20 protein-coding genes are annotated in these 24,016 nt (G+C 66.7%); 3 read left to right on the top strand and 17 right to left on the bottom strand.

The window, feature by feature from the left end:
- Nucleotides 1-26 precede the first annotated feature (26 nt).
- From J2W23_RS24360 to J2W23_RS24320, 9 genes are all read right to left on the bottom strand, one after another.
- Entirely contained in the window at nt 27-1,997 is a 1,971-nt protein-coding gene (locus J2W23_RS24360; protein WP_307650577.1) for an ABC-F family ATP-binding cassette domain-containing protein, read from the bottom strand.
- A gap of 144 nt (nt 1,998-2,141) precedes the next feature.
- On the bottom strand, nt 2,142-3,023 hold the full coding sequence (gene prmB, locus J2W23_RS24355) for a 50S ribosomal protein L3 N(5)-glutamine methyltransferase (RefSeq protein ID WP_307650576.1): 882 nt from the start codon (nt 3,021-3,023) through the stop codon (nt 2,142-2,144).
- Nucleotides 3,020-4,195 carry a succinyl-diaminopimelate desuccinylase gene (dapE, locus tag J2W23_RS24350; protein WP_307650575.1) on the bottom strand — a complete coding sequence of 392 codons (1,176 nt, stop codon included), beginning with the start codon at nt 4,193-4,195 and terminating at the stop codon, nt 3,020-3,022. Before dapE ends, prmB begins: the two co-directional genes overlap by 4 nt.
- Nucleotides 4,196-4,211: 16 nt before the next feature.
- Nucleotides 4,212-5,360: a PilT/PilU family type 4a pilus ATPase gene (locus tag J2W23_RS24345; RefSeq protein WP_176657276.1), complete on the bottom strand. Its 1,149-nt coding sequence runs from the start codon at nt 5,358-5,360 to the stop codon at nt 4,212-4,214.
- Between the two features lie 59 nt (nt 5,361-5,419).
- Nucleotides 5,420-6,253 (bottom strand): 2,3,4,5-tetrahydropyridine-2,6-dicarboxylate N-succinyltransferase, encoded by an 834-nt coding sequence (gene dapD, locus J2W23_RS24340; protein WP_176657277.1) that lies wholly within the window; start codon nt 6,251-6,253, stop codon nt 5,420-5,422.
- Nucleotides 6,254-6,305: 52 nt separating this feature from the next.
- The gene (gene dapC / locus J2W23_RS24335; RefSeq protein ID WP_307650574.1) at nt 6,306-7,526 is read right to left on the bottom strand and encodes a succinyldiaminopimelate transaminase; all 1,221 of its coding nucleotides are present in this window, start codon (nt 7,524-7,526) and stop codon (nt 6,306-6,308) included.
- A gap of 100 nt (nt 7,527-7,626) precedes the next feature.
- Complete coding sequence (locus tag J2W23_RS24330) at nt 7,627-8,265, bottom strand: LysE family translocator (protein ID WP_307650573.1); 639 nt, start codon at nt 8,263-8,265, stop codon at nt 7,627-7,629.
- Nucleotides 8,266-8,289: 24 nt separating this feature from the next.
- Entirely contained in the window at nt 8,290-9,636 is a 1,347-nt protein-coding gene (gene argA, locus J2W23_RS24325) for an amino-acid N-acetyltransferase (protein WP_176657283.1), read from the bottom strand.
- Between the two features lie 40 nt (nt 9,637-9,676).
- A complete protein-coding gene (locus tag J2W23_RS24320) occupies nt 9,677-11,665 on the bottom strand; it encodes an AAA family ATPase (RefSeq protein ID WP_307650572.1) in 1,989 nt (662 codons plus the stop codon).
- Nucleotides 11,666-12,048: 383 nt separating this feature from the next.
- Between J2W23_RS24320 and hrpA the strand changes: the two genes are divergently transcribed.
- A complete protein-coding gene (gene hrpA / locus J2W23_RS24315; protein WP_373423980.1) occupies nt 12,049-15,915 on the top strand; it encodes an ATP-dependent RNA helicase HrpA in 3,867 nt (1,288 codons plus the stop codon).
- 52 nt (nt 15,916-15,967) lie between these two features.
- On the opposite strand, the gene J2W23_RS24310 is transcribed toward hrpA, so the two are convergent.
- From J2W23_RS24310 to lptF, 8 genes are all read right to left on the bottom strand, one after another.
- Nucleotides 15,968-16,126 carry a DUF3309 family protein gene (locus J2W23_RS24310; RefSeq protein ID WP_093432360.1) on the bottom strand — a complete coding sequence of 53 codons (159 nt, stop codon included), beginning with the start codon at nt 16,124-16,126 and terminating at the stop codon, nt 15,968-15,970.
- 99 nt (nt 16,127-16,225) lie between these two features.
- Nucleotides 16,226-16,678, bottom strand: a complete 453-nt coding sequence (locus J2W23_RS24305; protein ID WP_307650571.1) for a DUF3592 domain-containing protein — start codon at nt 16,676-16,678, stop codon at nt 16,226-16,228.
- Nucleotides 16,679-16,690: 12 nt separating this feature from the next.
- Nucleotides 16,691-17,059, bottom strand: coding sequence for a rard protein (locus J2W23_RS24300; RefSeq protein WP_307650570.1), 369 nt, complete (start codon nt 17,057-17,059; stop codon nt 16,691-16,693).
- 34 nt (nt 17,060-17,093) lie between these two features.
- Nucleotides 17,094-18,269 (bottom strand): pyridoxal phosphate-dependent aminotransferase, encoded by a 1,176-nt coding sequence (locus tag J2W23_RS24295; protein WP_307650569.1) that lies wholly within the window; start codon nt 18,267-18,269, stop codon nt 17,094-17,096.
- 140 nt (nt 18,270-18,409) lie between these two features.
- Entirely contained in the window at nt 18,410-19,351 is a 942-nt protein-coding gene (locus J2W23_RS24290; RefSeq protein WP_007832298.1) for a CysB family HTH-type transcriptional regulator, read from the bottom strand.
- A 62-nt stretch (nt 19,352-19,413) separates the two neighbouring features.
- Nucleotides 19,414-19,791 (bottom strand): sirohydrochlorin chelatase, encoded by a 378-nt coding sequence (locus J2W23_RS24285; protein ID WP_307650568.1) that lies wholly within the window; start codon nt 19,789-19,791, stop codon nt 19,414-19,416.
- Nucleotides 19,788-20,897, bottom strand: coding sequence for an LPS export ABC transporter permease LptG (gene lptG, locus J2W23_RS24280; protein WP_176657290.1), 1,110 nt, complete (start codon nt 20,895-20,897; stop codon nt 19,788-19,790). The genes J2W23_RS24285 and lptG overlap by 4 nt, the downstream gene beginning before the upstream one ends.
- A complete protein-coding gene (lptF, locus tag J2W23_RS24275; protein WP_176657291.1) occupies nt 20,894-22,033 on the bottom strand; it encodes an LPS export ABC transporter permease LptF in 1,140 nt (379 codons plus the stop codon). The genes lptG and lptF overlap by 4 nt, the downstream gene beginning before the upstream one ends.
- Before the next feature lie 21 nt (nt 22,034-22,054).
- Here lptF and J2W23_RS24270 point away from each other — a divergent pair, with 21 nt between their 5' ends.
- Nucleotides 22,055-23,575, top strand: coding sequence for a leucyl aminopeptidase (locus J2W23_RS24270; RefSeq protein WP_307650567.1), 1,521 nt, complete (start codon nt 22,055-22,057; stop codon nt 23,573-23,575).
- Complete coding sequence (locus tag J2W23_RS24265) at nt 23,572-24,015, top strand: DNA polymerase III subunit chi (RefSeq protein ID WP_307650566.1); 444 nt, start codon at nt 23,572-23,574, stop codon at nt 24,013-24,015. Before J2W23_RS24270 ends, J2W23_RS24265 begins: the two co-directional genes overlap by 4 nt.
- Nucleotide 24,016: the final 1 nt, after the last annotated feature.

Genomic DNA, 24,016 nt, shown 5'->3' with positions numbered 1-24,016 from the left:
CGCGGGGCTGGCGGGTTCATTCAGGTTCAGGCTGCCAGGGCCTCCAGCTGGTCCGAGAGGGCCAGCCAGCGCTCCTCGAGCCTGGCGATTTCGTCGTTCAACGCCTTCAGCCGCTTGCCTGCTTCGGCAATCTCGGCCGGCGCGATGGGCTCGCCCAGGCGGGCCTCCAGCGCAGTGCGTTCGACACCGGCCGCGGCCAGGCGTTCATCGATCTGGGCGATTTCGCGCTTGATCGGCTTGGCCTGGTCGCTGCGCTGCTGGCGCTCCTGCGCGCTGGGCTTGGCCGCGACGGCTGCCGCTGCCGCAGCAACTACCGCGCTCTCGGCCTCGCGCACCGCAATCTTGGCCTCTTCGCGCAGGCGCTTGGCCTCGTCCAGCAGGTAGCGCTGGTAGTCGTCCAGGTCACCGTCGAAGTCGGTGACGACGCCGCGGCCCACGAGCCAGAACTCGTCGCACACCGAGCGCAGCAGCGCGCGGTCGTGGCTCACCAGCATCAGCGTGCCTTCGAACTCGTTGAGCGCCACGGCCAGGGCCTCGCGGGTGGCGAGGTCCAGGTGGTTGGTGGGCTCGTCCAGCAGCAGCAGGTTGGGGCGCTGCCAGACCATCATCGCGAGCACGAGGCGGGCTTTTTCGCCACCGCTCATGGTGCCCACGGGCTGCTTGACCATGTCGCCGCTGAAATTGAAGCTGCCCAGGAACCCGCGCAGCGCCTGCTCGCCGGTGCTTTCCTTCACGGCGCTGCCCAGCTCGCGGGCCATGCGCACCATGTGCTCGAGCGGGTTGTCCTGCGGGCGCAGCACGTCGAGTTCCTGCTGCGCGAAGTAGCCGATGTTCAGGCCCTTGCCCTCGGTGACTTCGCCGCCCAGCGCGCCCATTTCGCGCGCGATGGTCTTCACCAGCGTCGACTTGCCCTGGCCGTTGGCGCCCAGGATGCCGATGCGCTGGCCCGCCAGTACCGAGCGGCTCACGCCGCGCAGGATGGTCTTGGGCGCTTCGTCTTCCACCTCGTAGCCGAAGCTCGCATTGGCGATCGAGAGCATCGGGTTGGGGATGTTGCCCGGCTCCTTGAATTCGAAGGTGAAGTCGGCCTCGGCCAGCAGCGGCGCGACCCGCTCCATGCGCTCCAGTGCCTTGACCCGGCTCTGCGCCTGCTTGGCCTTGCTGGCCTTGGCCTTGAAGCGGTCGATGAACTTCTGCAGGTGGGCGATCTTGTCCTGCTGCTTGGAGAACGCGATCTGCTGCTGCTCCATCTGCAGCGCGCGCATGTCCTCGAACTTGCTGTAGTTGCCGCCGTAGCGCGTGAGCTGGGCGTTGGCGATGTGCAGGGTGACGTCGGTCACGGCATCGAGAAACTCGCGGTCGTGGCTGATGACGATCATGGTGCCGGCGTACTTCTGCAGCCAGGCTTCGAGCCAGACGAGCGCGTCCAGGTCCAGGTGGTTGGTGGGTTCGTCGAGCAGCAGAAGATCGCTCGGGCACATCAGCGCGCGGGCCAGTTGCAGGCGCATGCGCCAGCCGCCCGAGAAGCTGTTGACGGGGCCGTCGAGCTCGTGCGACTTGAAGCCCAGGCCCAGGATGAGTGCCTGCGCGCGCGGCACGGCGTCGTGCTCGCCGGCATCGGCCAGGTCGGTGTAGGCGTGGGCCAGTTCCATGCCGATGTCGGCATCGTCGGGGTTCTCGGCGTAGGCGGCCTCGATGGCTGCGAGCGTGGCGCGCAACTCGGCCAGGCGGGTGTCGCCGCCCACCACGAAGTCGGTGGCCGACTCCTCGGTTTCGGGCATGTCCTGCGCCACCTGGGCCATGCGCCACTGCTTGGGCACGTAGAAATCGCCGCCGTCTTCGTGCAGCGAGCCGTTGAAGAGCGCGAACAGCGTCGACTTGCCTGCGCCGTTGCGCCCGACGAGGCCGACCTTTTCACCGGGGTTGATGGTGACGGTGGCGCCGTCGAGCAGTTTCTTGGCGCTGCGGCGAAGAATGACGTTTTTGAGAGTAATCATGAAATAGGAACCGTAGGGGCGATTATCCCGTCCGGCCCCGGGCGGTCTGGCGCGAAGGGGCAAAAGGCGGGGACATCACCCGATGAAGGGGGACCGCAGCCAGCGCTGCGACAAATCGGCGGAAAGGGGCTTGGGCGGGCGCAGCTAACGCACGCCGGCGCCGGCCAGGAGGGCGGCCCGGGTCACGAGCAGGACCTGGTCCTCGCCCGCCGAGGTTTCGAGCCACACCACCTCGAGCTGCGGGAACGCCGCTTCGAAGTAATCGCGCTCGTTGCCGATTTCCAGCACCAGCACCGCCTGCTCGCTCATGCGGGAAGGCGCGTGGGCGAACAGCGTGCGGATGAAGTCCATGCCGTCCGTGCCCCCGGCCAGCGCCAGTTCGGGCTCGGCCCGGTACTCGGCGGGCAGGGCGGCCATGCTGGCGCTGTTCACGTAGGGCGGGTTGCAGAGCACCAGGTCGTACGGGCCGGGAAGGTTCGCCAGGCCATCGGATTCGACCAGCTTCACGCGCGCATCGAGTTCGTGCCGGGTGACGTTGATGGCCGCGACCTCCAAGGCCTCGACCGACAAGTCGGCGGCGTCCACCGTCACGTCCGGGTACGTCAGCGCCGCGAGCACGGCCAGGCTGCCGTTGCCGGTGCACAGGTCGAGCACGCGCCTTGTGTGTTCGCCGAGCCAGTAGTCGATGCTGCCGTCGGCGATCAGTTCGGCAATGAAGCTGCGCGGCACGATGGCGCGCTCGTCCACGTAGAAGGGCACGCCTTGCAGCCAGGCTTCCTTGGTGAGGTAGGCAGCGGGCTTGCGCGTGGCGATGCGTTCGTCGATGAGCGCTGCAACCTTGCCCGCATCGGCCGGCGAGACGGCGGTGTCGGCCACCGCGTCGATGTCGTCCAGCGGCAGCTTCAGGCGCCACAGCACCAGCCATGCGGCTTCGTCGAAGGCGTTGGCCGTGCCGTGCCCGAAGGCGACGCCGGCGTCTTCCAGCCGCTTCGCGCCGGCCTCGATGAGTTCGATGACCGTGCTCATCGCGCGAGCGAGGCTTCGAGCCGGTCCAGCGTGCGCTTGTAGATGTTCTTCAGCGTCTCGATCTCGGCCACGTCGATGTGCTCGTCGATCTTGTGGATGCTGGCGTTGACCGGGCCGAGTTCGACCACCTGCTTGCAGATCTTGGCGATGAAGCGCGCGTCGCTCGTGCCGCCGCTGGTCGAGAGCTCGGTCGCGATGCCGGTCTCGTCGGCAATGGCCGCTTGCACCGCTGTGACGAGTTCGCCGGGCGTGGTCAGAAAGGGCAGGCCGCCGACCGTCCAGGCGAGCGTGTAGTCGACACCGTGCGCATCGAGCACCGCATGCACGCGCTGCTGCAGCGATTCGGGCGTCGATTCGGTCGAGAAGCGGAAGTTGAAGTCGATCACCGCGTTCCCGGGAATCACATTGCTCGCGCCCGTGCCCGAATGGAAATTGCTGATCTGCCAGCTGGTCGGCTGGAAATAGTCGTTGCCGGCATCCCAGCCGCCGGCCGTGTTGATGGCCACGAGCTCGGCCAGCGCGGGCGCCACCGAATGCACCGGATTCTTTGCCAGGTGCGGATAGGCGATGTGGCCCTGTACGCCCTTGACCGTGAGCTTGCCGCTCATGGTGCCGCGGCGGCCGTTCTTGATCATGTCGCCGCAGCGCTCCACGGCCGTGGGCTCGCCGACGATGCAGTAGTCGATGACCTCGCCGCGCGCAGCGAGCGCGTTGCAGACGATGACCGTGCCATCGACGCCGGGGCCTTCTTCATCGCTCGTGAGCAGCAGGGCCAGCGTGAGCTTCGGGTCGGGCGTGGACTGCAGGAATTCCTCGATGGACACGACGAACGCGGCCACCGAGGTCTTCATGTCGCAGGCGCCGCGCCCATAGAGCTTGCCGTCGCGGTGCGTGGGCGTGAACGGGTGGCTGGTCCATTGCTCGACGGGGCCGGTGGGCACCACGTCGGTGTGGCCAGCGAACACCAGCGTCTTGCTGCCGGTGCCATCGACCGGGCGGCGCACCGCCCAGAGGTTGGTCACGCGGAAGTCGGCCGGTCCGCTCTCGATGGTTTCGAGCGTGAAGCCCAGTGGCGCCAGCCGTTCGCCGAGGATCTGTTGGCAGCCCGCGTCGTCAGGGGTGACCGAGGGACGCGAGATGAGTTGTTCGGCGAGCTGGAGCGTGCGGGACATCGGGAAAAGGGTTCGTTCAGAACTTCACGTCGAGCGTGATGTCGGTAAAGGTCGGTTCGTCGACCTGGTCGGTGAGGTGGCGGTCGTCGACCTGCTGCTTCGGCGCCGCGCGGTTCTGCAGGCGCCACAGCAGGTTGGTGGGCGAATCGGAGTGGGCCAGGCCCTCTTCGCGTGTCACGCGCTCCTCGATGATGAGGCGGGCGATGTCCTCCTCGAAGGTCTGCGAGCCCTCTGCCATCGACTGCTCCATGGCTTCCTTGACGGCGGAGAAGTCGCCCTTTTCGATCAGGTCGGCCACGAGTGCGGTGTTCAGCATCACTTCCAGAGCAGGCACGCGCGCGCCGGCCGGCGTGCGCAGGAGGCGCTGCGACACGATGGCGCGCAGCGCGCCGCCCAGGTCGCCCAGGAGCGTGGGGCGCACTTCCACCGGGAAGAAGCTCAGGATGCGGTTCAGCGCGCGGTAGCTGTTGTTGGCGTGCAGCGTGGCCACGCACAGGTGGCCCGACTGCGCGTAGGCAATGGCGGCCGTCATGGTTTCGCGGTCGCGGATTTCGCCGATCTGGATCACGTCGGGCGCCTGGCGCAGCGCGTTCTTGAGCGCGGTGTGCAGCGAGGTGGTGTCGCTGCCCACGTCGCGCTGGTTCACCAGCGATTTCTTGTTGGTGTAGGTGAACTCGATCGGCTCTTCCACCGTGAGGATGTGGCCGCTGGCGTTCTCGTTGCGGTAGTCCAGCATCGAGGCCAGGGTGGTCGTCTTGCCAGCGCCCGTGGCGCCGACCATCAGGATCAGCCCGCGCTTGTCCATGATCAGCGTCTTCAGGATGTCGGGCAGGTTCAGGTCGGCAAAGCTCGGGATGACCGAGGCGATGTGCCGCACCACCACCGCATAGGTGCCGCGCTGGCGCATGGCGCTGATGCGGTAGTTGCCGGCGCCTTCCAGCGCGACGGCCATGTTCAGTTCGCCCGTGTTCTCCAGCTCCTGGATGCGGGCCTCGGGCACCACCTCGGACAGCAGCGCGAGCGGCGCCGTCGGAGGCAATACCTGCGCATTGATCGGCACGCAGATGCCGTTGATGCGGATCATCACCGGGGAGTGAGCCGAGAGGTAGATGTCGGAGGCCTTGCGCTCGGCCATCAAACGAAGAATTCGCTCCATCATGTTCATCGGTCTCTCTCCTCGGTTCTGTTGTTTTCTAACGGGACAAAAGCAGGGGCGGTGCGTGATCAGTCGCGCAGCAGGTCGTTCAGGCTGGTCTTGGAGCGCGTTTGCGCATCGACCGTCTTCACGATGATCGCGGCGTAGGTGCTGTAGTCCTGGCCCGACTTGGTCTTCTTGGGCAGGTTGCCGCTGATGACCACGCTGCCTGCGGGCACGCGGCCGAAGAGGGTTTCGCCGGTGTCGCGGTTGAAGATGGGGGTGCTCTGGCCGATGTACACGCCCATGCCGAGCACCGAGTTCTCTTCGATCACCACGCCTTCGACCACTTCGGAGCGCGCGCCGATGAAGCAGTTGTCTTCGATGATGGTCGGGCCGGCCTGCAGCGGCTCGAGCACGCCGCCGATGCCGACGCCGCCCGAGAGGTGCACGTTGGCGCCGATCTGCGCGCACGAACCCACGGTGGCCCAGGTGTCGACCATGGTGCCTTCGCCCACGTAGGCGCCGATGTTCACGTACGAGGGCATCAGGATCGCGCCCTTGGCGATGTAGCTGCCGCGGCGGGCCACGGCCGGCGGCACGATGCGAACGCCCGATTCCTTCAGCTCGCCGGCCGACAGGTGCGAGAACTTGGTCGGCACCTTGTCGTAGAAGCCGAGCGAGCCGGCCTGGATCTGCTCGTTGTCCTTCAGGCGGAACGACAGCAGCACGGCCTTCTTGATCCACTGGTGCACGGTCCACTTGCCGACGCTTTCGCGGGTGGCTACGCGCAGCTTGCCGTTGTTGAGCTCGGTGATCACGTGCTCGACGGCATCGCGCACTTCGGCCGGGGAGCCGGCGGGCGAGATGTTGGCGCGGTCTTCCCACGCGGCGTCGATGATTTGTTGCAGTTGCTGGGTCATGGAGAAAGTCTCGGGTGAAAAATCGGGGCCAGGGGCCTGGGGAAGCGATGCGTCAGTGCCGGCCGTCCTGCACGAAGCGGACGATGCGTCCGGCGGCTTCCACGCACTCGGCCGTTTCGGCCACCAGGGCCATGCGGATGCGGCCTCTACCAGGGTTCGTGGGCTTTGCGCCGTATGTCGTGTTTCGCGCCAGATAGCTCCCCGGCAGAACCGTGACATTGTATTGAGCGTAGAGCGCGCGGGCGAAGGCTTCGTCGTCGCCAGCCCACACTTCGGGCACGCCGGCCCAGAGGTAGAAACTGGCATCGGGCAGCCGCACGTCGAGCACGGGTTCGAGCAGCGGCGTGACGGCGGCGAACTTGGCGCGGTACTTGGCGCGGTTCTCGACCACATGCGCCTCGTCGCCCCAGGCCGCGATGCTGGCGGCGGCCACGGTGCCGCTCATGGCGCTCCCGTGGTAGGTGCGGTAGAGCAGAAACTTCTTGATGATGGCTGCGTCGCCCGCCACAAAGCCGCTGCGCAGGCCCGGCACGTTGCTGCGCTTCGAAAGCGAGGTGAGGGCGATCAGGTTCCTGAAGTCGGGCCGGCCGAGCTTTACCGACGCTTCGAGGCCGCTGAGCGGGGGCTCGTCGCGAAAGTAGATCTCGCTGTAGCACTCGTCGGCCGCGATCACGAAGCCGTGGCGGTCCGACAGGGCAAAGAGCTTCTGCCATTCGTCGAGCGGCATGACGGCGCCCGTCGGATTGCCCGGCGAGCAGACGAACACCAGCTGCGTGCGGGCCCAGATGTCGTCGGGCACGCTGTCCCAGTCGACCGCGAAATTGCGCGACGGCACGCTCGGCACGTAGTACGGCTCGGCGCCCGAGAGCAGCGCCGCGCCCTCGTAGATTTGATAGAACGGATTGGGCGACAGCACCACCGGCTGCGGCGAGACGGTGGCATCGATCACCGTTTGCGCCAGCGAGAACAGCGCCTCGCGCGAGCCGTTGACCGGCAGCACCTGCGTGGCCGGATCGAGCGCGAGGCTGTAGCGCGTCTGGAGCCAGTCGGTGAAGGCGGTGCGCAGTTTCAGGTCGCCGGCGGTGGCGGGGTAGGCGGCCAGCGCGCCGAGGCTGTCGCTCAGCGCTTCCTTGATGAAGGCCGGCGTCGCATGCTTGGGTTCGCCGATGCCGAGGCTGATGGGTGCGTATTCGGGAACGGGCGTGACGCCCGCGAACAGTTGCTTCAGCCGCTCGAAGGGGTACGGCTGCAACCTGGAAAGCAAGGGATTCATGCCCGGGATTATCGGTGACACCTGTTACCGCCGCCCCGGCGAAGCGGGGACAGATGTCACTACCGCGGTCCCGGTTATCTGTCGTCCGCGCGGGCGGGCGTCAGTTCGCGCTACGCCGGTAAAAGGCCAGCGAGCCCGCCAGCGCCAGCAGCATGCCGCCGCAGGCGCGGTCGATCCAGCGCGTGGCCGAGATGGTCAGGAGGCGGATCGCGCGGGCGCCGACGAAGGCGTAGGCCAGCATCACCAGCGTGTCGAGGCCCGCGAAGATCAACGCGATGATCAGGTACTGCGGCGCCTGTGCGGCCGTCGGGTCGATGAACTGCGGCAGCAACGCCGAGCAGAAGATGTAGCCCTTGGGGTTGGTCACCGCCACGAGGAAAGACTTGAAGAAGATGCGCCGGCTTTCACCCGCCGAAACCGTTGCCGCGGCGTCGGCGTCCGGCAGCTGGAAACCGCCCTTGGAGCGCAGCATGCGCAGCCCGAGCCAGGCCAGGTAGACCGCACCGACCCACTTGAGCATCGAGAACCAGAACTCCGACGCCGCCAACAGCGCGCCGAGCCCGAGTGCCACGGCGCCGACCAGCACGAAGTCCGACAGCACCGCGCCCAGCATGCCCGGCAGCGCGCGGCGCACGCCGTGGCGCGAGCCGTTGCTGAGCGCCAGCAGCACGGTGGGGCCGGGCGTGGCGATGGCCGCGAAGGCCACGATGGCGAACAACAGGGCGGTGGCGAGCGTCATCGTGGTGTCTCCTCGGGATGTGTCTTAGATCTTCTTGACCAGGACCATGCTCTTGCGGTCCCAGTTGTACTTGCGCTTGCGGGCCTCGGGCAGCCAGTCGGGGTTGACCTGCTGGAAGCCGCGCTTGAGGAACCAGTGCATGGTGCGCGTGGTGAGCACGAAGATACTTTCCAGGCCCATCGACTTGGCCCGATGCTCGATGCGCTTCAAGATGCGTTCGCCGTCGCCTTGCGACTGCGACAGCGGCGAGACGGTCAGCGCGGCCATCTCGGCCGTCTTCGCCTCGGGGTACGGGTAGAGCGCCGCGCAGCCGAAGATCACGCCGTCGTGCTCGATCACCGTGTAGTGGCCCACGTCGCGTTCGATCTCGGTGCGGTCGCGCTTGACCAGCGTGCCGTCGCGCTCGAAGGGCTCGATGAGCTGCAGGATGCCGCCGATGTCGTCCACCGTGGCTTCGCGCAGGCTCTCGAGCTTTTCATCGATCACCATGGTGCCGACGCCGTCGTGCACGTACACCTCCAGCAGCAGCGAGCCGTCGAGCGCGAACGGCAGGATGTGGTTGCGCTCCACGCCGCCCTTGCAGGCCTTCACGCAGTGCTGCAGGTAGAAGGCGGTGTCGGTGGGTTTCTGAGCGGGGGGGAGGGAGGCGAGCAGCTTCTCGGCGGCGTCCAGCGGCAGTTCGGTGTCGATCGGATTGTCTTCGCTCTCGGGCAGCTCGCTGTCCATGCGGATGCCCGGAATCTCGGTCAGGAAGATCAGCTTGTCGGCCTGGATCGAGATGGCCACGCTGGTGGCGACTTCTTCCATCGTGAGGTTGAAGGCCTCGCCGGTCGGCGAGAAGCCGAAGGGCGACATGAGCACCATCGCGCCGAAATCGAGCGTGCGGCGGATGCCGGCCGCATCGACCTTGCGCACGAGGCCCGAATGCTTGAAATCCACGCCATCGACCACGCCCACGGGCCGCGCGGTGATGAAGTTGCCCGAGATCACCCGCACCGTCGAGCCGGCCATCGGCGTGTTCGGCAGGCCCTGGCTGAAGGCCGCTTCGATCTCGTAGCGCAGCTGGCCGGCGGCTTCCTGGGCCGAGTCGAGCGCCACCGCATCGGTGATGCGGATGCCATGCGAGTACTGCGCCTCGTGGCCCTTGGCCGCCAGCTGTTCGTTGACCTGCGGGCGGAAGCCGTGCACCAGCACGATCTTCACGCCCATGCTCTGGATCAGTGCCAGGTCTTGCGCGATGTTCTGCAGCTTGCCCGCCGCGATCGCCTCGCCCGCGAGCCCGACCACGAAAGTCTTACCGCGGTGCGTGTGGATGTAGGGCGCGACCGAGCGGAACCAGGGCACGAAGGTGAAATTGAAGACGGTGGACATGGGGCGTGATTGTGCATTCTTGGAAGGGATTTCGTGCCGATCAGGCCAACGCGCGCAGCACGCGGGCCGCGGCGGCGGGCGGACCCGCGCCGCGGCCTCGGCCTGCGCCGGTCTCCGGCTGCAGCAGATCCGCCTTGCGGGCGCGGAAGGTCGCGAGCAGCGCCGCATAGGCGTCGGTCGATTCGCCCGCCGGGGTGGCGGGCAGGCCGAGCAGGCGGGCCAGTTCGGCCGGAGCGATCGAGCCTTCGCGCACGAGCGCATCGACCACCGCCATCAGCGCGGCCGTGTGCGTTTCGAGCAGCGCGAGCGCGCGGGCGTGCTCTTGCGCGAGCAGCGCCTCGATCTCCGGGTTCGTCGCCTCGACGTCGGTATTCAGGTCGTCGTTGGCGTCGTTCGCGACGTCGGTGCGGCTCAGGCGCGAGCCGAAGGCGTAGTGGCGCACGTACTGTGCGGCGTTGGCCGTGGCCTGCATGAAGTCCTGCGAGGCGCCCGAGGTGCAGGCTTCGCTGCCGAACACCATCTGCTCGGCGGCGCGGCCGGCGAGGCTCACGCAGATGCGATCGCGCAGGTTCTCCTTGGACCAGGCCTTGCGCTGCTCGTAGCTGTTGTAGCCGCCCTCGAACGAGGCCACGTTGATCTTGATCTCCTGAGGCGCGCGGCCGAAGAGCACGCCGTAGACCACGCCATGGCCCGCTTCGTGCACCGCGAGCAGGGCACGGAAGTTCTCGCTCGAGCGCTGCTTCAGGCGGTTGAGCTCGAGCGTGACCGGGAACTGGCGATGCGCCTTGCGGTACTTCGCCACGATGCAGGGCGCGCTCGCGTCCAGCGAGAGCCACACCGGATCGCCGCCGTCGGCGCCGCGCTCCAGCGCCCACAGCGCCGCGTTGACCAGCGTCGCGCTCAGGATCGCGTGGATCGAGGAGAACAGCGGGCGCGTGCCCTGCGCCGGGAACACGGCGTTGGCATAGATCTGCTCGTACACGCCCGCATCGAGCACGAAGCGCACGCCGGAGCTTTCCTGGATCTCGCTCACGTAGCGGTCGCAGATCGACAGGATCAGGCGCACGTAGGTCGCGCGGTTGAACGACGGATAGATCACATGGTTGTTGCCCAGGCGCGCGATCTGCTCGGGACGGAAGCGATTGGCCAGCGCCTTCTTCACGTCGATGACCGAGAGCTTCTTCGTCAGCGCATGGAAGATGTCGGCATCGGTGTCGCAGTCCTCGACGCGCTGGGCGGTCTCGGCGTACATCTCGTCCAGGTTGCCCGAGACGAACACCAGCAGCTTGCTGTAGTCGGTTTCCCAGCCCTGCTGCGTGTCGCGGAAGGCACGCAGGCGCGCATGCACCTCGGCGGGCTTCCACGCCATGATCTGCAGCAGGGTCTCGGGCAGCTTCAGGCAGCGCTTGACCTCGCGCGCCTCCCAGGGCGAGAGGTGCAGCTTGCGCTTCTTGAGCTTCTTCTTGTCGGCGGGGCCGTCGCGGTCCTGCTCGTATTCGGCATAGGCGAGCGAAGACTCGATCTCGCCGAGCATCGTCAGCGCGGGCGGCAGGCGGCCGTCGGAGAGCAGCGCCCACACGTCCTGGTAGCGCTCGACCTTGGCGTCGTGGCCGTTGCCGTCGACCGTACGGAAACGCTGGAACTCGTCCAGCACCAGGATGCCTGGTGTGCCCTCGGCAATGCCCGATTGCGCCAGCATCGCCGAGATCGAGCCCGAGCTGCCGTAGCCCGAGCCGTGGCTGAAGCCGTCCATCTGCACTTCGATGAAGCGGTCGTAGAAGCCCAGGTGCTGGGCGAGCTTGCGCACCAGCTGCGTCTTGCCGGTGCCGGTCAGGCCCCAGAGGCAGACGATGACCGGGCGGCTGATGAGCTGCGGCAGCACATACCAGGCGCGCAGCGATTCGATCACGCGATCGATGATGTCGTCGATGCCGAAGAGTTCTTCCTTCAGCGATCGGGCGATGGTCTGCAGGTGCTTCGTGCGCTCGGCGAGCTCGGCATGCAGTTCGGAGTGGATGTCGGTGGACATGGAATGATTTCTTTGAATGGAACAGGTACGAAAAAGCGGCCACCCCCTCGCAACGAGGGAGCGGCAGGCAGACGCTGTGAAGGGGCGGTTGCTGCGCTTCTGAGGCTGAAGCGCGCGACTCGGAAAAGTGGCGCGGGCCTCAGGCCGGGCGGAGCAACCTGACCCGGCCATGCGTTGGGAGCGCATGGCGTGCGCAGCGGCTGCGCAGCGGGGTGAGGGCAAGGAAGGACATGGACGCGATCCTAGCGAGGAGCCGAGGCGGAGTAAAGATTATTTACGCCGCGCGTTGCGCGAAGGCCGCCGCTCTGTGGAAGCCGTGCAACAGCTGCGCTGCGCGTCGATAATCCGTGGTTTGCCCGCCGCGTGCCGACGACTGCTTTCCCTTGACGACCACGACACCCTCCGCTCCCTTGCGCATCGAGTTCCCCGAATCGCTTCCTGTCTCCGGCAGGCGCGACGAAATCATGGCCGCCATCCAGGCGAACCAGGTCGTGATCGTGTGCGGCGAAACCGGCTCGGGCAAGACCACGCAGTTGCCCAAGATCGCGCTGGCGCTCGGCCGCGGCAAGATCAATGCCGAGCCGGGCAAGGGCCGGCTCATCGGCCACACGCAGCCGCGACGCATCGCCGCGAGTTCGGTGGCCAAGCGCATCGCCGAAGAGCTGAAGACGCCGCTGGGCGACGTGGTCGGCTTCAAGGTGCGTTTCCAGGACCGCCTGAGCCGCGATGCCTCGGTCAAGCTCATGACCGACGGCATCCTGCTCGCCGAGACGCAGACCGATCCGCTGCTCAAGGCCTACGACACGCTCATCATCGACGAGGCCCACGAGCGCTCGCTGAACATCGACTTCCTGCTCGGCTACCTGCGCGAGATTCTTCCGCGCCGCCCGGATCTGAAGGTGATCGTGACCTCGGCGACCATCGACGCCGACCGCTTCGCGCAGCACTTCGCATCCTCGAAGGGCCCGGCGCCGATCATCTATGTCTCGGGCCGTACCTTTCCCGTCGAGCAGCGTTACCGCCCCTTCGAGGAATCGCGCGAGCACGACTTGAACGACGCGATCGCCGATGGCGTCGACGAGCTTTGGCGCGATCCGCACAACGCGGGCGACATCCTCGTGTTCCTGCCTGGCGAGCGCGAGATCCGCGAAGCCGCCGACCACCTGCGCCGCCACCTGAGTCACCAGCCGCTCTTCCGCAACGCCGAGGTGCTGCCGCTGTTCGCACGGCTCTCGGGTCCCGAGCAGGACCGCATCTTCGACAGCCACACCGGCCGGCGCATCGTGCTCGCCACCAACGTGGCCGAAACCTCGCTCACGGTGCCGGGCACCCGCTACGTGATCGACACCGGCACGGCGCGCGTCAAGCGCTACAGCTTCCGCAGCAAGGTCGAGCAGCTGCTGGTCGAGCCGATCAGTCAGGCCGCGGCCAACCAGCGCGCGGGCCGTTGCGGCCGCGTGGCGAACGGCATCTGCATCCGGCTCTACGACGAGAAGGATTTCGACGGCCGCCCGCGTTTCACCGACCCGGAAATCCTGCGTTCCTCGCTCGCGGGCGTGATCCTGCGGATGAAATCGCTGCGCCTGGGCGATGTGGCGCGCTTTCCATTCCTCGAAGCACCGTCGCCGCGCGCGATTGCCGACGGCTACCAGTTGCTCAACGAGCTCGGCGCCGTCGACGATGCGAACGAGCTCACCGCCACCGGCGCCGAACTCGCCAAGCTGCCGCTCGACCCGCGCGTCGGCCGGATGATTCTCGAAGCCCGCACGCGCGGCGCGCTCGAAGAAGTGCTGGTCATCGCCTCCGCCCTCAGCGTGCAGGACGTGCGAGACCGGCCGATGGAAGCGCAGCAGCAGGCCGACCAGGCCCATTCGAAGTTCGACGACGAGAAGAGCGAGTTCAGCGGCTACCTGCGCCTGTGGAAATGGATCGCCGACGCGCGCGGCGGCCACGGCGACACGCACAAGCTCAGCAACCGCCAGTACGAGCAACTGCTGCGCCAGAATTTCATCAACATCCGCCGCGTGCGCGAATGGCGCGACATCCATTCGCAGCTGCTCACGGTCGTCACCGAGCACAAATGGCGGATCAACGCCGAGCCGGCCGGCTACGAGCCGCTGCATTTGTCGATGCTCGCTGGCCTGCTGGGCAACGTCGGCTGGAAGCTCGAGGACGACGAGGCTTATCTCGGCGCGCGCGGCATCAAGTTCTACAAGCACCCGGGCGCGCATCTGAAGAAGAAGCCGGGCCGCTGGATCGTCGCGGCCGAACTGGTCGAGACAACGCGCCTTTTCGGCCGCGGCATCGCCAACATCGAGCCGCAGTGGCTCGAGCAGGTGGCGGGGCATTTGCTGAAGAAGCAACTGCTCGATCCGCACTGGGAGAAGAAGGGCGCGCAGGTCTCGGCACTGGAGCGCGCGACGCTGTACGGCCTTGTGGTCTACAACGGCCGGCGCGTCGACTTCACCAAGGTCGATCCGGTCGCGGCGCGCGAGATCTTCATCCGCGAAGCGCTGGTCGGCGGCCAATGGGAAAGCAAGTTCCCGTTCCTCACCGCCAATCGCAAGCTGGTGCGCGAGGTCGAAGGCCTGGAACACAAGGCGCGCCGGCAGGACGTGCTGGTCGATGAAGAACTGATCTTCGCGTTCTACGACGCGCAACTGCCCGCCGATGTGGCGAGCGGCATCAGCTTCGAGAACTGGTATCGCCATGCCTCGAAGGAGCAGCCGCGCCTCTTGTACCTCACGCGCGACGAGCTGATGCGCCACCAGGCGGCCGGCATCACGACGCAATCGTTCCCGCCGACGCTGCGGCTGGGCGGCGTCGATTGCGCCGCGGCCTACCTGCACGAACCCGGCGATGCAAAGGACGGCTTGACGGTCAGCGTGCCGCTCTTCGTGCTCAACCAGGTGAGTGAAGAGCGCTGCGAGTGGCTGGTGACCGGCATGCTCAAGGACAAGATCCAGGCGCTGCTCAAGAGCCTGCCGCAGCGCCCGCGCTCGCGGCTGGTGCCGCTGCCCGAATCGGCGGCGAAGCTGGCGGAGGCGCTGTCGGTGCCCGAGCTGTTCGGCAGCGGCTCCCTCACCGACGTGCTGCTCAAGCGCGTGCGCGACATGACCAGCATCGACGTGAAGCGCGCCGACTTCAAGCTCGACATGCTGCCGCCGCACCTGTTCATGAACCTGCGCATCGTCGACGAGCACGGCCGTCAGTTGGGCATGGGGCGCAATCTTGGTGCGCTGAAGGCCGAGCTGGGTGCGCAGGCGCGCGGCGCTTTCCAGGCGCTGGCGGGGCTGAATGTGAAGGCATCGCCCGGGCCGAAGGCTTCTTCGGCCTCAGACGAAGGCAAGGCGCCTGCGAAGAGCACGGCGCCCGAAAAGGCCACACCCGCATTGCCCGCCGGCCAGCGCTACACGGCCTGGACTTTCGGCGAACTGCCGGAACTGATGGAGGTGCGGCGGGGCTCGCAGTCGCTGATCGGCTTCCCGGCCCTGCGCGACGAAGGCGATGCCGTGACGATCGAAGTGTTCGACGAGCCTGCCGTGGCCGCCGCGAAGCATCGCGCGGGCCTGCGCCGCCTGTTCGCGCTGCAGCTGAAGGACGCGCTCAAGTACCTCGAGAAAAACATCCCCGACCTGCAGAAGATGGCTGTGGCCTACATGCCGCTCGGCACCTCCGAGGAACTGCGCGCGCAGATCATCGACGTGGCGATCGACCGCGCCTTCCTGCAGGAGCCGCTGCCCACCGACGAGTTCGCCTTCAAGCGCCGGCTGGAAGAGGGGCGAGGGCGGCTCACGCTGATCGCCAACGAGGTGGCGCGGCTCGCGTCGACCATCCTCGTCGAGTACGCCGCCGCCGCACGGAAGATCAAGGACACCAAGATCCAGCCCGAAGCCGTGCAGGACGCGGCGCAACAGCTGCAGAAGCTCGTCGGCAAGCGCTTCATCGCCGATTCGCCGTGGACGCAGTTGCAGCACTTCGCGCGCTACCTGAAAGCCATCGTGCTGCGCCTGGACAAGCTGCGTGCCGACCCCGCTCGCGATGCGTCCAAGCTCGCCGAACTGCGCCCTCAGGAGCAGCGCTACTGGCGGCTGGTGGCCGAACGCAAGGGCGTGGTGGACGACCGCATGCTCGAATTCCGCTGGCTGCTCGAGGAGCTTCGCGTGAGCTTCTTCGCCCAGGAGTTGCGTACGCCGCAGCCAGTGAGCGTCAAGCGGCTGGACAAGGCCTGGGCCCAATTGCAGGCTTAAAAAAAGCCCCGCCGTTTCCGGTGGGGCTTTCTTCATTGCGGTGCGGGTGCTGCTATATGCGGCCCATGAGCACCAGGATGACGACGATCAGCACGATGAGGCCGACGCCGCCGCTGGGTCCGTAGCCCCAGGACCGGCTATAGCCCCAGCTCGGCAGCGCGCCGACCAGTATCAGGATCAGGACGATGAGCAGAATGAACGAGAGGGACATGGTTTTCTCCTGGGACATTTGTTGTGACGAGCCTTCATGCTCATCGTCCCGGGGTGCGCGAGGGGCCGGAGAGCCGCCCCTTCGGCGGTCAGGGCTGTCCTACCGTGGGCGTCGGCGCCTGGCGCCTGCGGCGTCGGAGAGCAGGAAATGCATGCCGATGGCGAATGCCAGGAACACGGCGCCCAGCCCGCCGGCGATGGCCGCGCCGCCCCAGAGATCGAAGAAGCCGTCGAGCCGGGCATCCTGCGGGTTGGAGGGGTTGAAGAACACCCCCACGATCTCTCCCTTGTCGTAGGCAGGCGGACTGCTGCTGCTCGAGGGCGTGAACTCGACGATTTCACCGGACGGCAGCTTGAAGTGCACCATCGGGCGCCATGTGTCGGAGCTGTTGCGGCGCGAACTTTCCACGCGCAGCAGATCGATCACCTCGCCTTGCGCCCGGCTGGCCGAGGCGATGAATTTCATGGTGTTCTGGTACAGGAGCCCTGCACCGACGAGCATCAGCACGCCGACAAGGCCGAAGACGAACTTGATGATGCGCGTGGATTTCATTGGAGGCGGCTTTCAGCTTCGCATCGACTCGGCCAGCAGGGTGCCCATGGCGGCAAGCACGAGGCCCATCGCCAGGAAGCCCACTGCCCACAGCGTGGACATCAGCGCCCGTCGCCAGGGACGGGTGCGAAAGAAATAGACCGGGATGCCCAGCAGCGGAAACACGCCCGCGAGCAACGCCGAGCGGCCGGGCGGGATCACGCCGCGCGCGAGCCCCTCGGCGCGGCACCACGTATAGCAAAGTGCCGAGATGAGAAATGCATGCGCCACATCGAGCACGCTGTAGTCCTTGCCGCGAAGCGGCGGCATGAAGGCGTCGGCCACGCCCACGGCCAGGAACGAGAGGCCCAGGGCCAGCAGGATCCAACGGGGCCGGTTCATCGTCATCGCGGCGCCTAGGTCCTGGTGGCCGCCGTCAGAGCTTCGCGAGCCGGTCCAGCGCCGAGACCAGCGTCTCGTCCTTCTTGGCGAAGCAGAAGCGCACCACGCGTTGATCGAAGCCGTTGCCGTAGAACGCGGACAGCGGAATCGCGGCCACGCCGATCTCGCGGGTGAGCCACAGGCAGAAGTCGGCTTCGGAGAGATCGCTCACGGCCGAGATGTCCACGCACTGGAAGTAGCTGCCTTCGCTGCGCAGCAGCTTGAACCGCGTCTTCTCGGCCAGGCCCGCGGCGAACAGGTCGCGCTTGCGCTGATAGAACGCTGGCAGTTCGAGATACGGCTTCGGTTCGGCCATGTACTGCGCGAGCGCATGCTGCATCGGCGTGTTGACGGTGAACACGTTGAACTGGTGCACCTTGCGGAACTCGGCCATCAGCGGCGCGGGCGCGGCCACGTAGCCGACCTTCCAGCCGGTCACGTGGTAGGTCTTGCCGAAGCTGCTGACGATGAAGCTGCGCGCCGCCAGGCCCGGAAAGCGGGCCACGCTTTCGTGGCGAGCGGCATCGAACACCATGTGCTCGTAGACCTCGTCGGCGATCACGAACACATCGGTGGGGGCGAGCAGCTCTTCGAGCTTGCGCATCTCGGCTTCGGTCCAGACCGTGGCGCTCGGGTTGTGCGGCGTGTTGATGATGATCGCGCGGGTGCGCGGGCTCATGGCCGCGGCGATCTTGTCGAAGTCGGGGCGGAAGGTGCCGGGCACGAGCGGCACGCGCACCACGCTGCCGCCGGCCAGCTCGATGTTGGGCACGTAGCTGTCGTAGCAGGGCTCCAGCACAATCACCTCGTCGCCCGGCCGCACGATGGCGAGGATGGCGGTGATGATGGCCTGCGTCGCGCCCGCGGTGACGGTGATGTCGGTGGCGGCGCTGTAGTCGTGGCCGTAGAGCGCGGAAATCTTGGCCGCGATGGCATCGCGCAGCGCCGGAATGCCCGGCATCGGCGGGTACTGGTTGTGGCCCGCGGCCATGGCGGCCGTCACGTCTTCGAGCAGCTTCGGATCGCAATGGAAATCCGGAAAGCCTTGCCCGAGGTTGACCGCGTTCTTCTCGGCGGCCAGCGCCGACATGACGGTGAAGATGGTGGTGCCGACGGCCGGCAGCTTGGTCGTGATCTCGGGCGTGCGTGGAGAAGAAAGAACAGTGCTCATGGTGATCGTGGGTTCAGTGATTCCGCCGCGCGACTCTCCTTCGTGGAACACCGCAGAACCGGCTCCGCCGGGCTGCTGGTGTTGCCCCCTGGAAGGGGGTTGGCGAAGCGACACGAAGTACGCGAAGACTGGGGGTGATCCTATAACTCGTAGTCTTGTTGATGGCCGCTCAAGGCCTTGGCGATCAGGTTGCGGTCGAGCCGGTCGGACAGCAGCTCGGCGAACTTGAAGACGAAGTTGCGCAGGTAGGCGCTGCGCTTGAACGCGACCCGGGCAATATTCTGGCCGAACACATGGCCCATCGGGCGCACCACGAGGTCGGCGTTCGACTCGTCGCGCACCGCCATTTCGGCCACGATGCCCACGCCGAGGCCCAGGCGCACGTAGGTCTTGATCACGTCGGAGTCGATCGCTTCGAGCGCGATGCGCGGCGTGAGCTTCTTCTGTGCGAAGGCGTGGTCGATGCGCGTGCGGCCGGTGAACGACGGGTGGTAGGTGATGATCGGCTCGCTCGCCAGGTCTTCCAGCGAAATGCGCTCCTTGGCTGCCAGCGGATGGTCCTTGGGCAGCACCAGCACGTGCTGCCATTCGTAGCAGGGCAGGGTCACGAGCTCGGCGTAGCCGTCGAGCGATTCGGTGGCGATGCCGATCTCGGCGATCTCGTCGATCACCATGCGCGCCACCTGGTCGGGCGAGCCCTGGTGCAGGCTCACGTTGACCTTCGGGTAGGCCTCGCGCAGATTGGCCACGGGCACCGGCAGCACGTAGCGCGCCTGGGTGTGGGTGGTGGCGATGGAGAGGGTGCCGCTGTCCTGCGCGCTGAACTGCTCGCCGATGCGCTTCAGGTTGCCGACCTCGCGCATGATCAGTTCGATGCTGGCGATGACGTGCTGCCCCGGCTCGGTCACGCGCTTGAGGCGCTTGCCGTGGCGCGCAAAAATCTCGACGCCCAACTCTTCTTCGAGTTCGATGATCGCCTTGGAGACGCCCGGCTGCGAGGTATGGAGCGCCTTGGCGGCCTCGGTGAGGTTCAGGTTGCGCCGCACGGCTTCCTGAACAAACTTGAATTGGTGCAGATTCATATCAAATTCCGTCTTATTGCGGAATTCATTATGCCTTCGCAATCTATCGAAATTGCCGGGTCTCAGGATTTGGCCGCAATTCTGGCCAGCAATTCGACCAGTTCGGGCTCCTCGCCGACGATGCGGGCCAGCGAGAAATCGACCTGCGGCCAGGTCTTGCGAAGGGCATCGAGCTGAAGCGGCAGGTCTTCGCGGGCATGTTTGCCCATGCCGAGGAACAGGGGAACGACGCGGATGGCGCTGGCACCGCCGGCAATCAGGCCTGCTGCGGCCGAATGAAGGTCCGGTGCGGCGAGCTCCATGTACGCGCACACGACGCGGGCCGCGGGGTCGTCGTGCAGGACTCGCGCGGCCACCGCCTCGATGGGATCGCGCCAGCGCTCGTCGCGTGAACCATGCGCCAACAACACGATGCCCCGCATCTCCACGGCCATGGTCATCTTCGAAGAACCAGCCAGCTGAAGGCCGTCAACGACATCACCGAGTAGATGAGTCCCGGCGCTGCGGCCGTGAGCCAGGGTGACCAGTTGCTGAGGTTGCCGAGGTAGCCGAACACGTTGTTCAGCAGGAAGAAGCTGATGCCGATCATCACGCCGCCGAAAACGTAGGTCGTGATGCCGGCTTGCCGGAAATGCAGGTAGGCGAAGGGCAGGGCGAGCACCACCATCACCAGGCACGACAGCGGATAGAACACCTTGCGCCAGAACTCGATCTCGTAGCGCTGCGCGGTCTGGCCGTTGGCGTCCAGGTGGCGAATGTAGTCGAACAGGTCGATCGTGCTCATGCGGTCCGGCCGCAGCAGCGCCACTGACACCATTTCGGCCGTGAGCGAAGTCGGCCAGTCCATCTGCGGAATCTCGGTGGTGACGATGCGGGCCTTGTCGGCAGCGCTGCGCGTGTCGTAGTCCTGCTTCTCGATGTCCGAGAGCGCCCAGTGCCCGTCGAGGATGCGGGCAGACTTGACGACCAACTGCTTGCTCACGTAGCCGTTGGCATCGAATTCGAAGATGCGCGCGTTCTTGAGCGAACCGTCGCGCGAGATCGACAGCACGTTCACGGCATACGACACGTTGTCGCGCTTTTCCTTGAGCCAGGCGCCGGTGTTGCCCACCAGCGAGTAGGTGCCCTGGTAGCGCGACTTGAGCAGTTGCCCGGTGCGCTCGGACAGCGGCGCGATGTAGTCGCCCACGGCGAAGGTGAGGATGACGAAGCCCACGCCCAGCAGCAGCAGCGTGCGCAGCGCCCGCCACGGGCCGAGGCCACTGGTGCGCAGGATGGTGTATTCGGAGCTCTGCGCGAGACGCGCCATCACGAAGATGCAGCCGATCAGCACGGTGATGGGCAGCAGCTCGTACAGGTGGCTTGGAACCAGCAGCGCCACGTAGATCAGCGCCTGCATCGGCCCGTAGGCGAGGCTCTCGGGCTTGCCGACGGATTGCAGTTCGTCGACGAAGTCGAAGAAGAAGAACAGGCACAGGAAGCCGAGCGTCACGAAGGCCACCGCCTTCAGTGCCTCGACATAGATCAGGCGTCGGATGGTTTTCACGTGGTCGGGTCGATCTTGGAAGGCTGCGGGGTCGCCAGGCCGCCGGCGATCACGCGGCCGGGCCTGCTGCGACGGGCCCAGTTGTTGTTGCGCAGGCCCAGCCATGCCACGGCGATGAGGAACACGCCGCCGTGCAGCATGAGCATGAAGGTGCCCATGCCGTAGCGGCCGGAGCTGATCCAGCTCTGCCCCAGGTTCAGCAGGTTGTAGTAGATGACGAAGGCGAACAGCGCGAACAGCAGGTTGCCACTGCGGCCCACGCGCGGATTCACGCTGGAGACGGTCAGCGCCAGCAGCACGAAGTTGATGGCGGCCAACAGCATGCCGATGCGCCAGCCCAGTTCGCCGAGCGCCGCAGTGCTGCGGTCGCGCAGCAGCGACAGGGTAGTCCGGGCGCGCGGCGGCGTGGTGTTGGCGGTGGCATCGGAGCTGCCACCGGCGCGGGTGCCGTAGGTCTTGAATTCGCTGATCTTGAGGCCCGATGTCGGCAGCAGCGGGCGTTCCAGGCGCTGGCCGTTGCTGAGCATCAGGAAGCGGTTGGGGCCCACATCCTCGATGCGGCCGCTGCGCGCGGAGGTGGTGATCTGCAGGCCGCGCTCGATCGCCCAGATGAAGACGTTGGTGGCGGTGGCGCCGTCCGGCGTGTCCTTGTCGATGAAGAAGACGCGCATGCGGCCCGACGATTCACGGAACTCGCCGGGCGTGACGCGTTCGATGTCGCTGCGCTGCTCGTACTGCTGGCGCATGCCCATGGTCTGCGAGTTGGCCCAAGGCCAGCCCACCAGCGCCATCACGGCGATCAGGATCAGCACCGGCCAGGCGAAGCGGAACAGCGGCTCCACGAAGTCGGCCAGACCCCGGCCGCTGGAAAACCAGATGACCATCTCGCTGTCGCGATACATGCGCGAAAGGGTGCCGACGATGGCGATGAACAGGCTCAGACTCAGGATGGTCGGCATGTAGCCGAGCACCGTATAGGTCATCACCAGGAACACCTCTTGCGGGTTCACACTGCCCTTGGAGGCGAGCCCGAGGGTACGGATGAGCATCATGGTCATCACGATGGTGACCAGAACCACGAGGGTCGCTCCGAAGCTGCGCGACAGCTCCTTGCGTAGGGAAGAATGGAATAACATCGTTCGAGGAAAAAAAGGATTATGGACTTTCAACTCAAGCCCCTCACCATCGCCCAGGCCGCAGCCGAAAAATCCGACGTCCTCATCGTGCTCGTCGGCAGCGCGCCCATCACCTCCAAAGACTCCCTTTCCGTGCTGGCCGCCAGCGCGCGCAAGGCCGGCGACCTGCCCGACAAGGCCGGCAAGCTCCTCTCACTCTACCGCCCCGACGACGTCGTGGCCTCCCGCGTCGTGCTCGCCGCCATTGGCGACGGCAAGCCCGCGTCGGTGCGCAGCGGCGTGATCGCGGCGGTCAACGCAGCCAAGGCCCATCGGCCCAAGCGGGCCGTTGTCGTGTTCGCCCAGCCGGCCGATGGTGCCGCAGTGGCTTCCGCCGTTACCGCCGCGGCCGATGCCAGCTATGTCTACACGACCACCAAGCCGAAGGCCGAGGCGCGCAGCATCCGCCACCTGACCGTCGGCGTGGCCGATGCGACCGGCGCGAACAAGGCTTTCGACGAGGCCCGCGCCACCGTGCTGGGCATCGAACTGGCCAAGGAATGGGGCAACCGCCCGGCCAACCACGCCACGCCCACGCTGCTGGCCGAAGCCGCCAAGGGACTGGCCAAGCTCGACAACATCAAGTGCGAGGTGCTCGGGCCCAAGGAAGTCGAGAAGCTGGGCATGGGCTCCTTCGCCGCGGTGGCGCAGGGTTCGGCCGAGCCGCTGCGTTTCATCGTGCTGCGCTACCAGGGCGCGTCCAAGGACCAGGCGCCCGTGGTGCTGGTCGGCAAGGGCATCACCTTCGACACCGGCGGCGTCTCGCTCAAGCCCGCGGCCGAGATGGACGAGATGAAGTTCGACATGTGCGGCGCTGCGAGCGTGCTGGGCACCTTCCGCGCGCTCGGCGAGATCCAGCCGGCGATCAACGTGGTCGGCCTCATTCCCTCGTGCGAGAACATGAACGACGGCAAGGCCGTGAAGCCCGGCGACGTGGTCACCAGCATGAGCGGGCAGACCATCGAGGTGCTCAACACCGACGCCGAGGGCCGGCTCATCCTGTGCGATGCGCTGACCTATGCCAAGCGTTTCGAGCCGGCGGCGGTGATCGACATCGCCACGCTCACCGGCGCCTGCGTGATCGCGCTCGGTGGCGTGCGCAGCGGCCTCTTCGCGAGCGACGAGACGCTGGCCGGGGCGCTGCAGGCGGCCGGTGAGCAATCGCAGGATCGCTGCTGGCGCATGCCACTCGACGACGACTATGCCGAAGGCCTCAAGAGCAACTTTGCCGACGTGGCCAACATCGGCGGGCGAGCCGGCGGCGCGGTGGTCGCGGCCAAGTTCCTGCAGCGCTTCGTCGGCGACTTTCCCTGGGCGCATCTGGACATCGCTGGCACCGCATGGAAGAGCGGGGCGGCCAAGGGCTCGACGGGCCGGCCGGTGGGGCTGCTGGTGTCCTACCTGACGACGCGCGCGGCCGACAAGGCTGCCATCGCCACGCCCAAGGCCAGGACGAAGGCAGAGCCGAAGGCCTCGGCACGCAAGGCCAAGTCCCCGAAGTGACGGAAATCGGCTTTCACTTCAACGCGCCCGACAAGCTGAACTACGCTTGCCGGCTCGTTCGCAAGGCCGTGAATGCACGCGGCCTGCGGGTGGTGGTGGTCGGCGATGCCGAGGCGCTCGACGTGGTCGATGCGGCGCTCTGGCAGCTGTCGCCCGTCGATTTCGTCGCGCATTGCCGCAGCGATGCGCAGGCCCACGTGGTGGCCCGCTCGCCGGTGATCCTTTCGTCGGGAAGCGCCGATGCGGCATCGCTGCCGCACCGCGAGATGCTCGTGAACCTGGGCCTCGAAGTGCCCGCCGGTTTCGAGCGCTTCGAGCGCCTGATCGACATCGTGAGCGATGAGGCCAACGACCGGCAGGTCGGCCGCTCGCGCTGGCGCCATTACGCCGATCGCGGCTACACCATCCAGCCGCACGACTTCGCAAGGAGCGCTTCCTGAC

Origin of the sequence: Variovorax boronicumulans (assembly GCF_030812215.1) — a bacterium.
In the GTDB taxonomy this organism is placed as follows: Bacteria; Pseudomonadota; Gammaproteobacteria; order Burkholderiales; family Burkholderiaceae_C; genus Variovorax; species Variovorax boronicumulans_C.
This window is presented reverse-complemented; position numbering and strand designations above follow the sequence as displayed.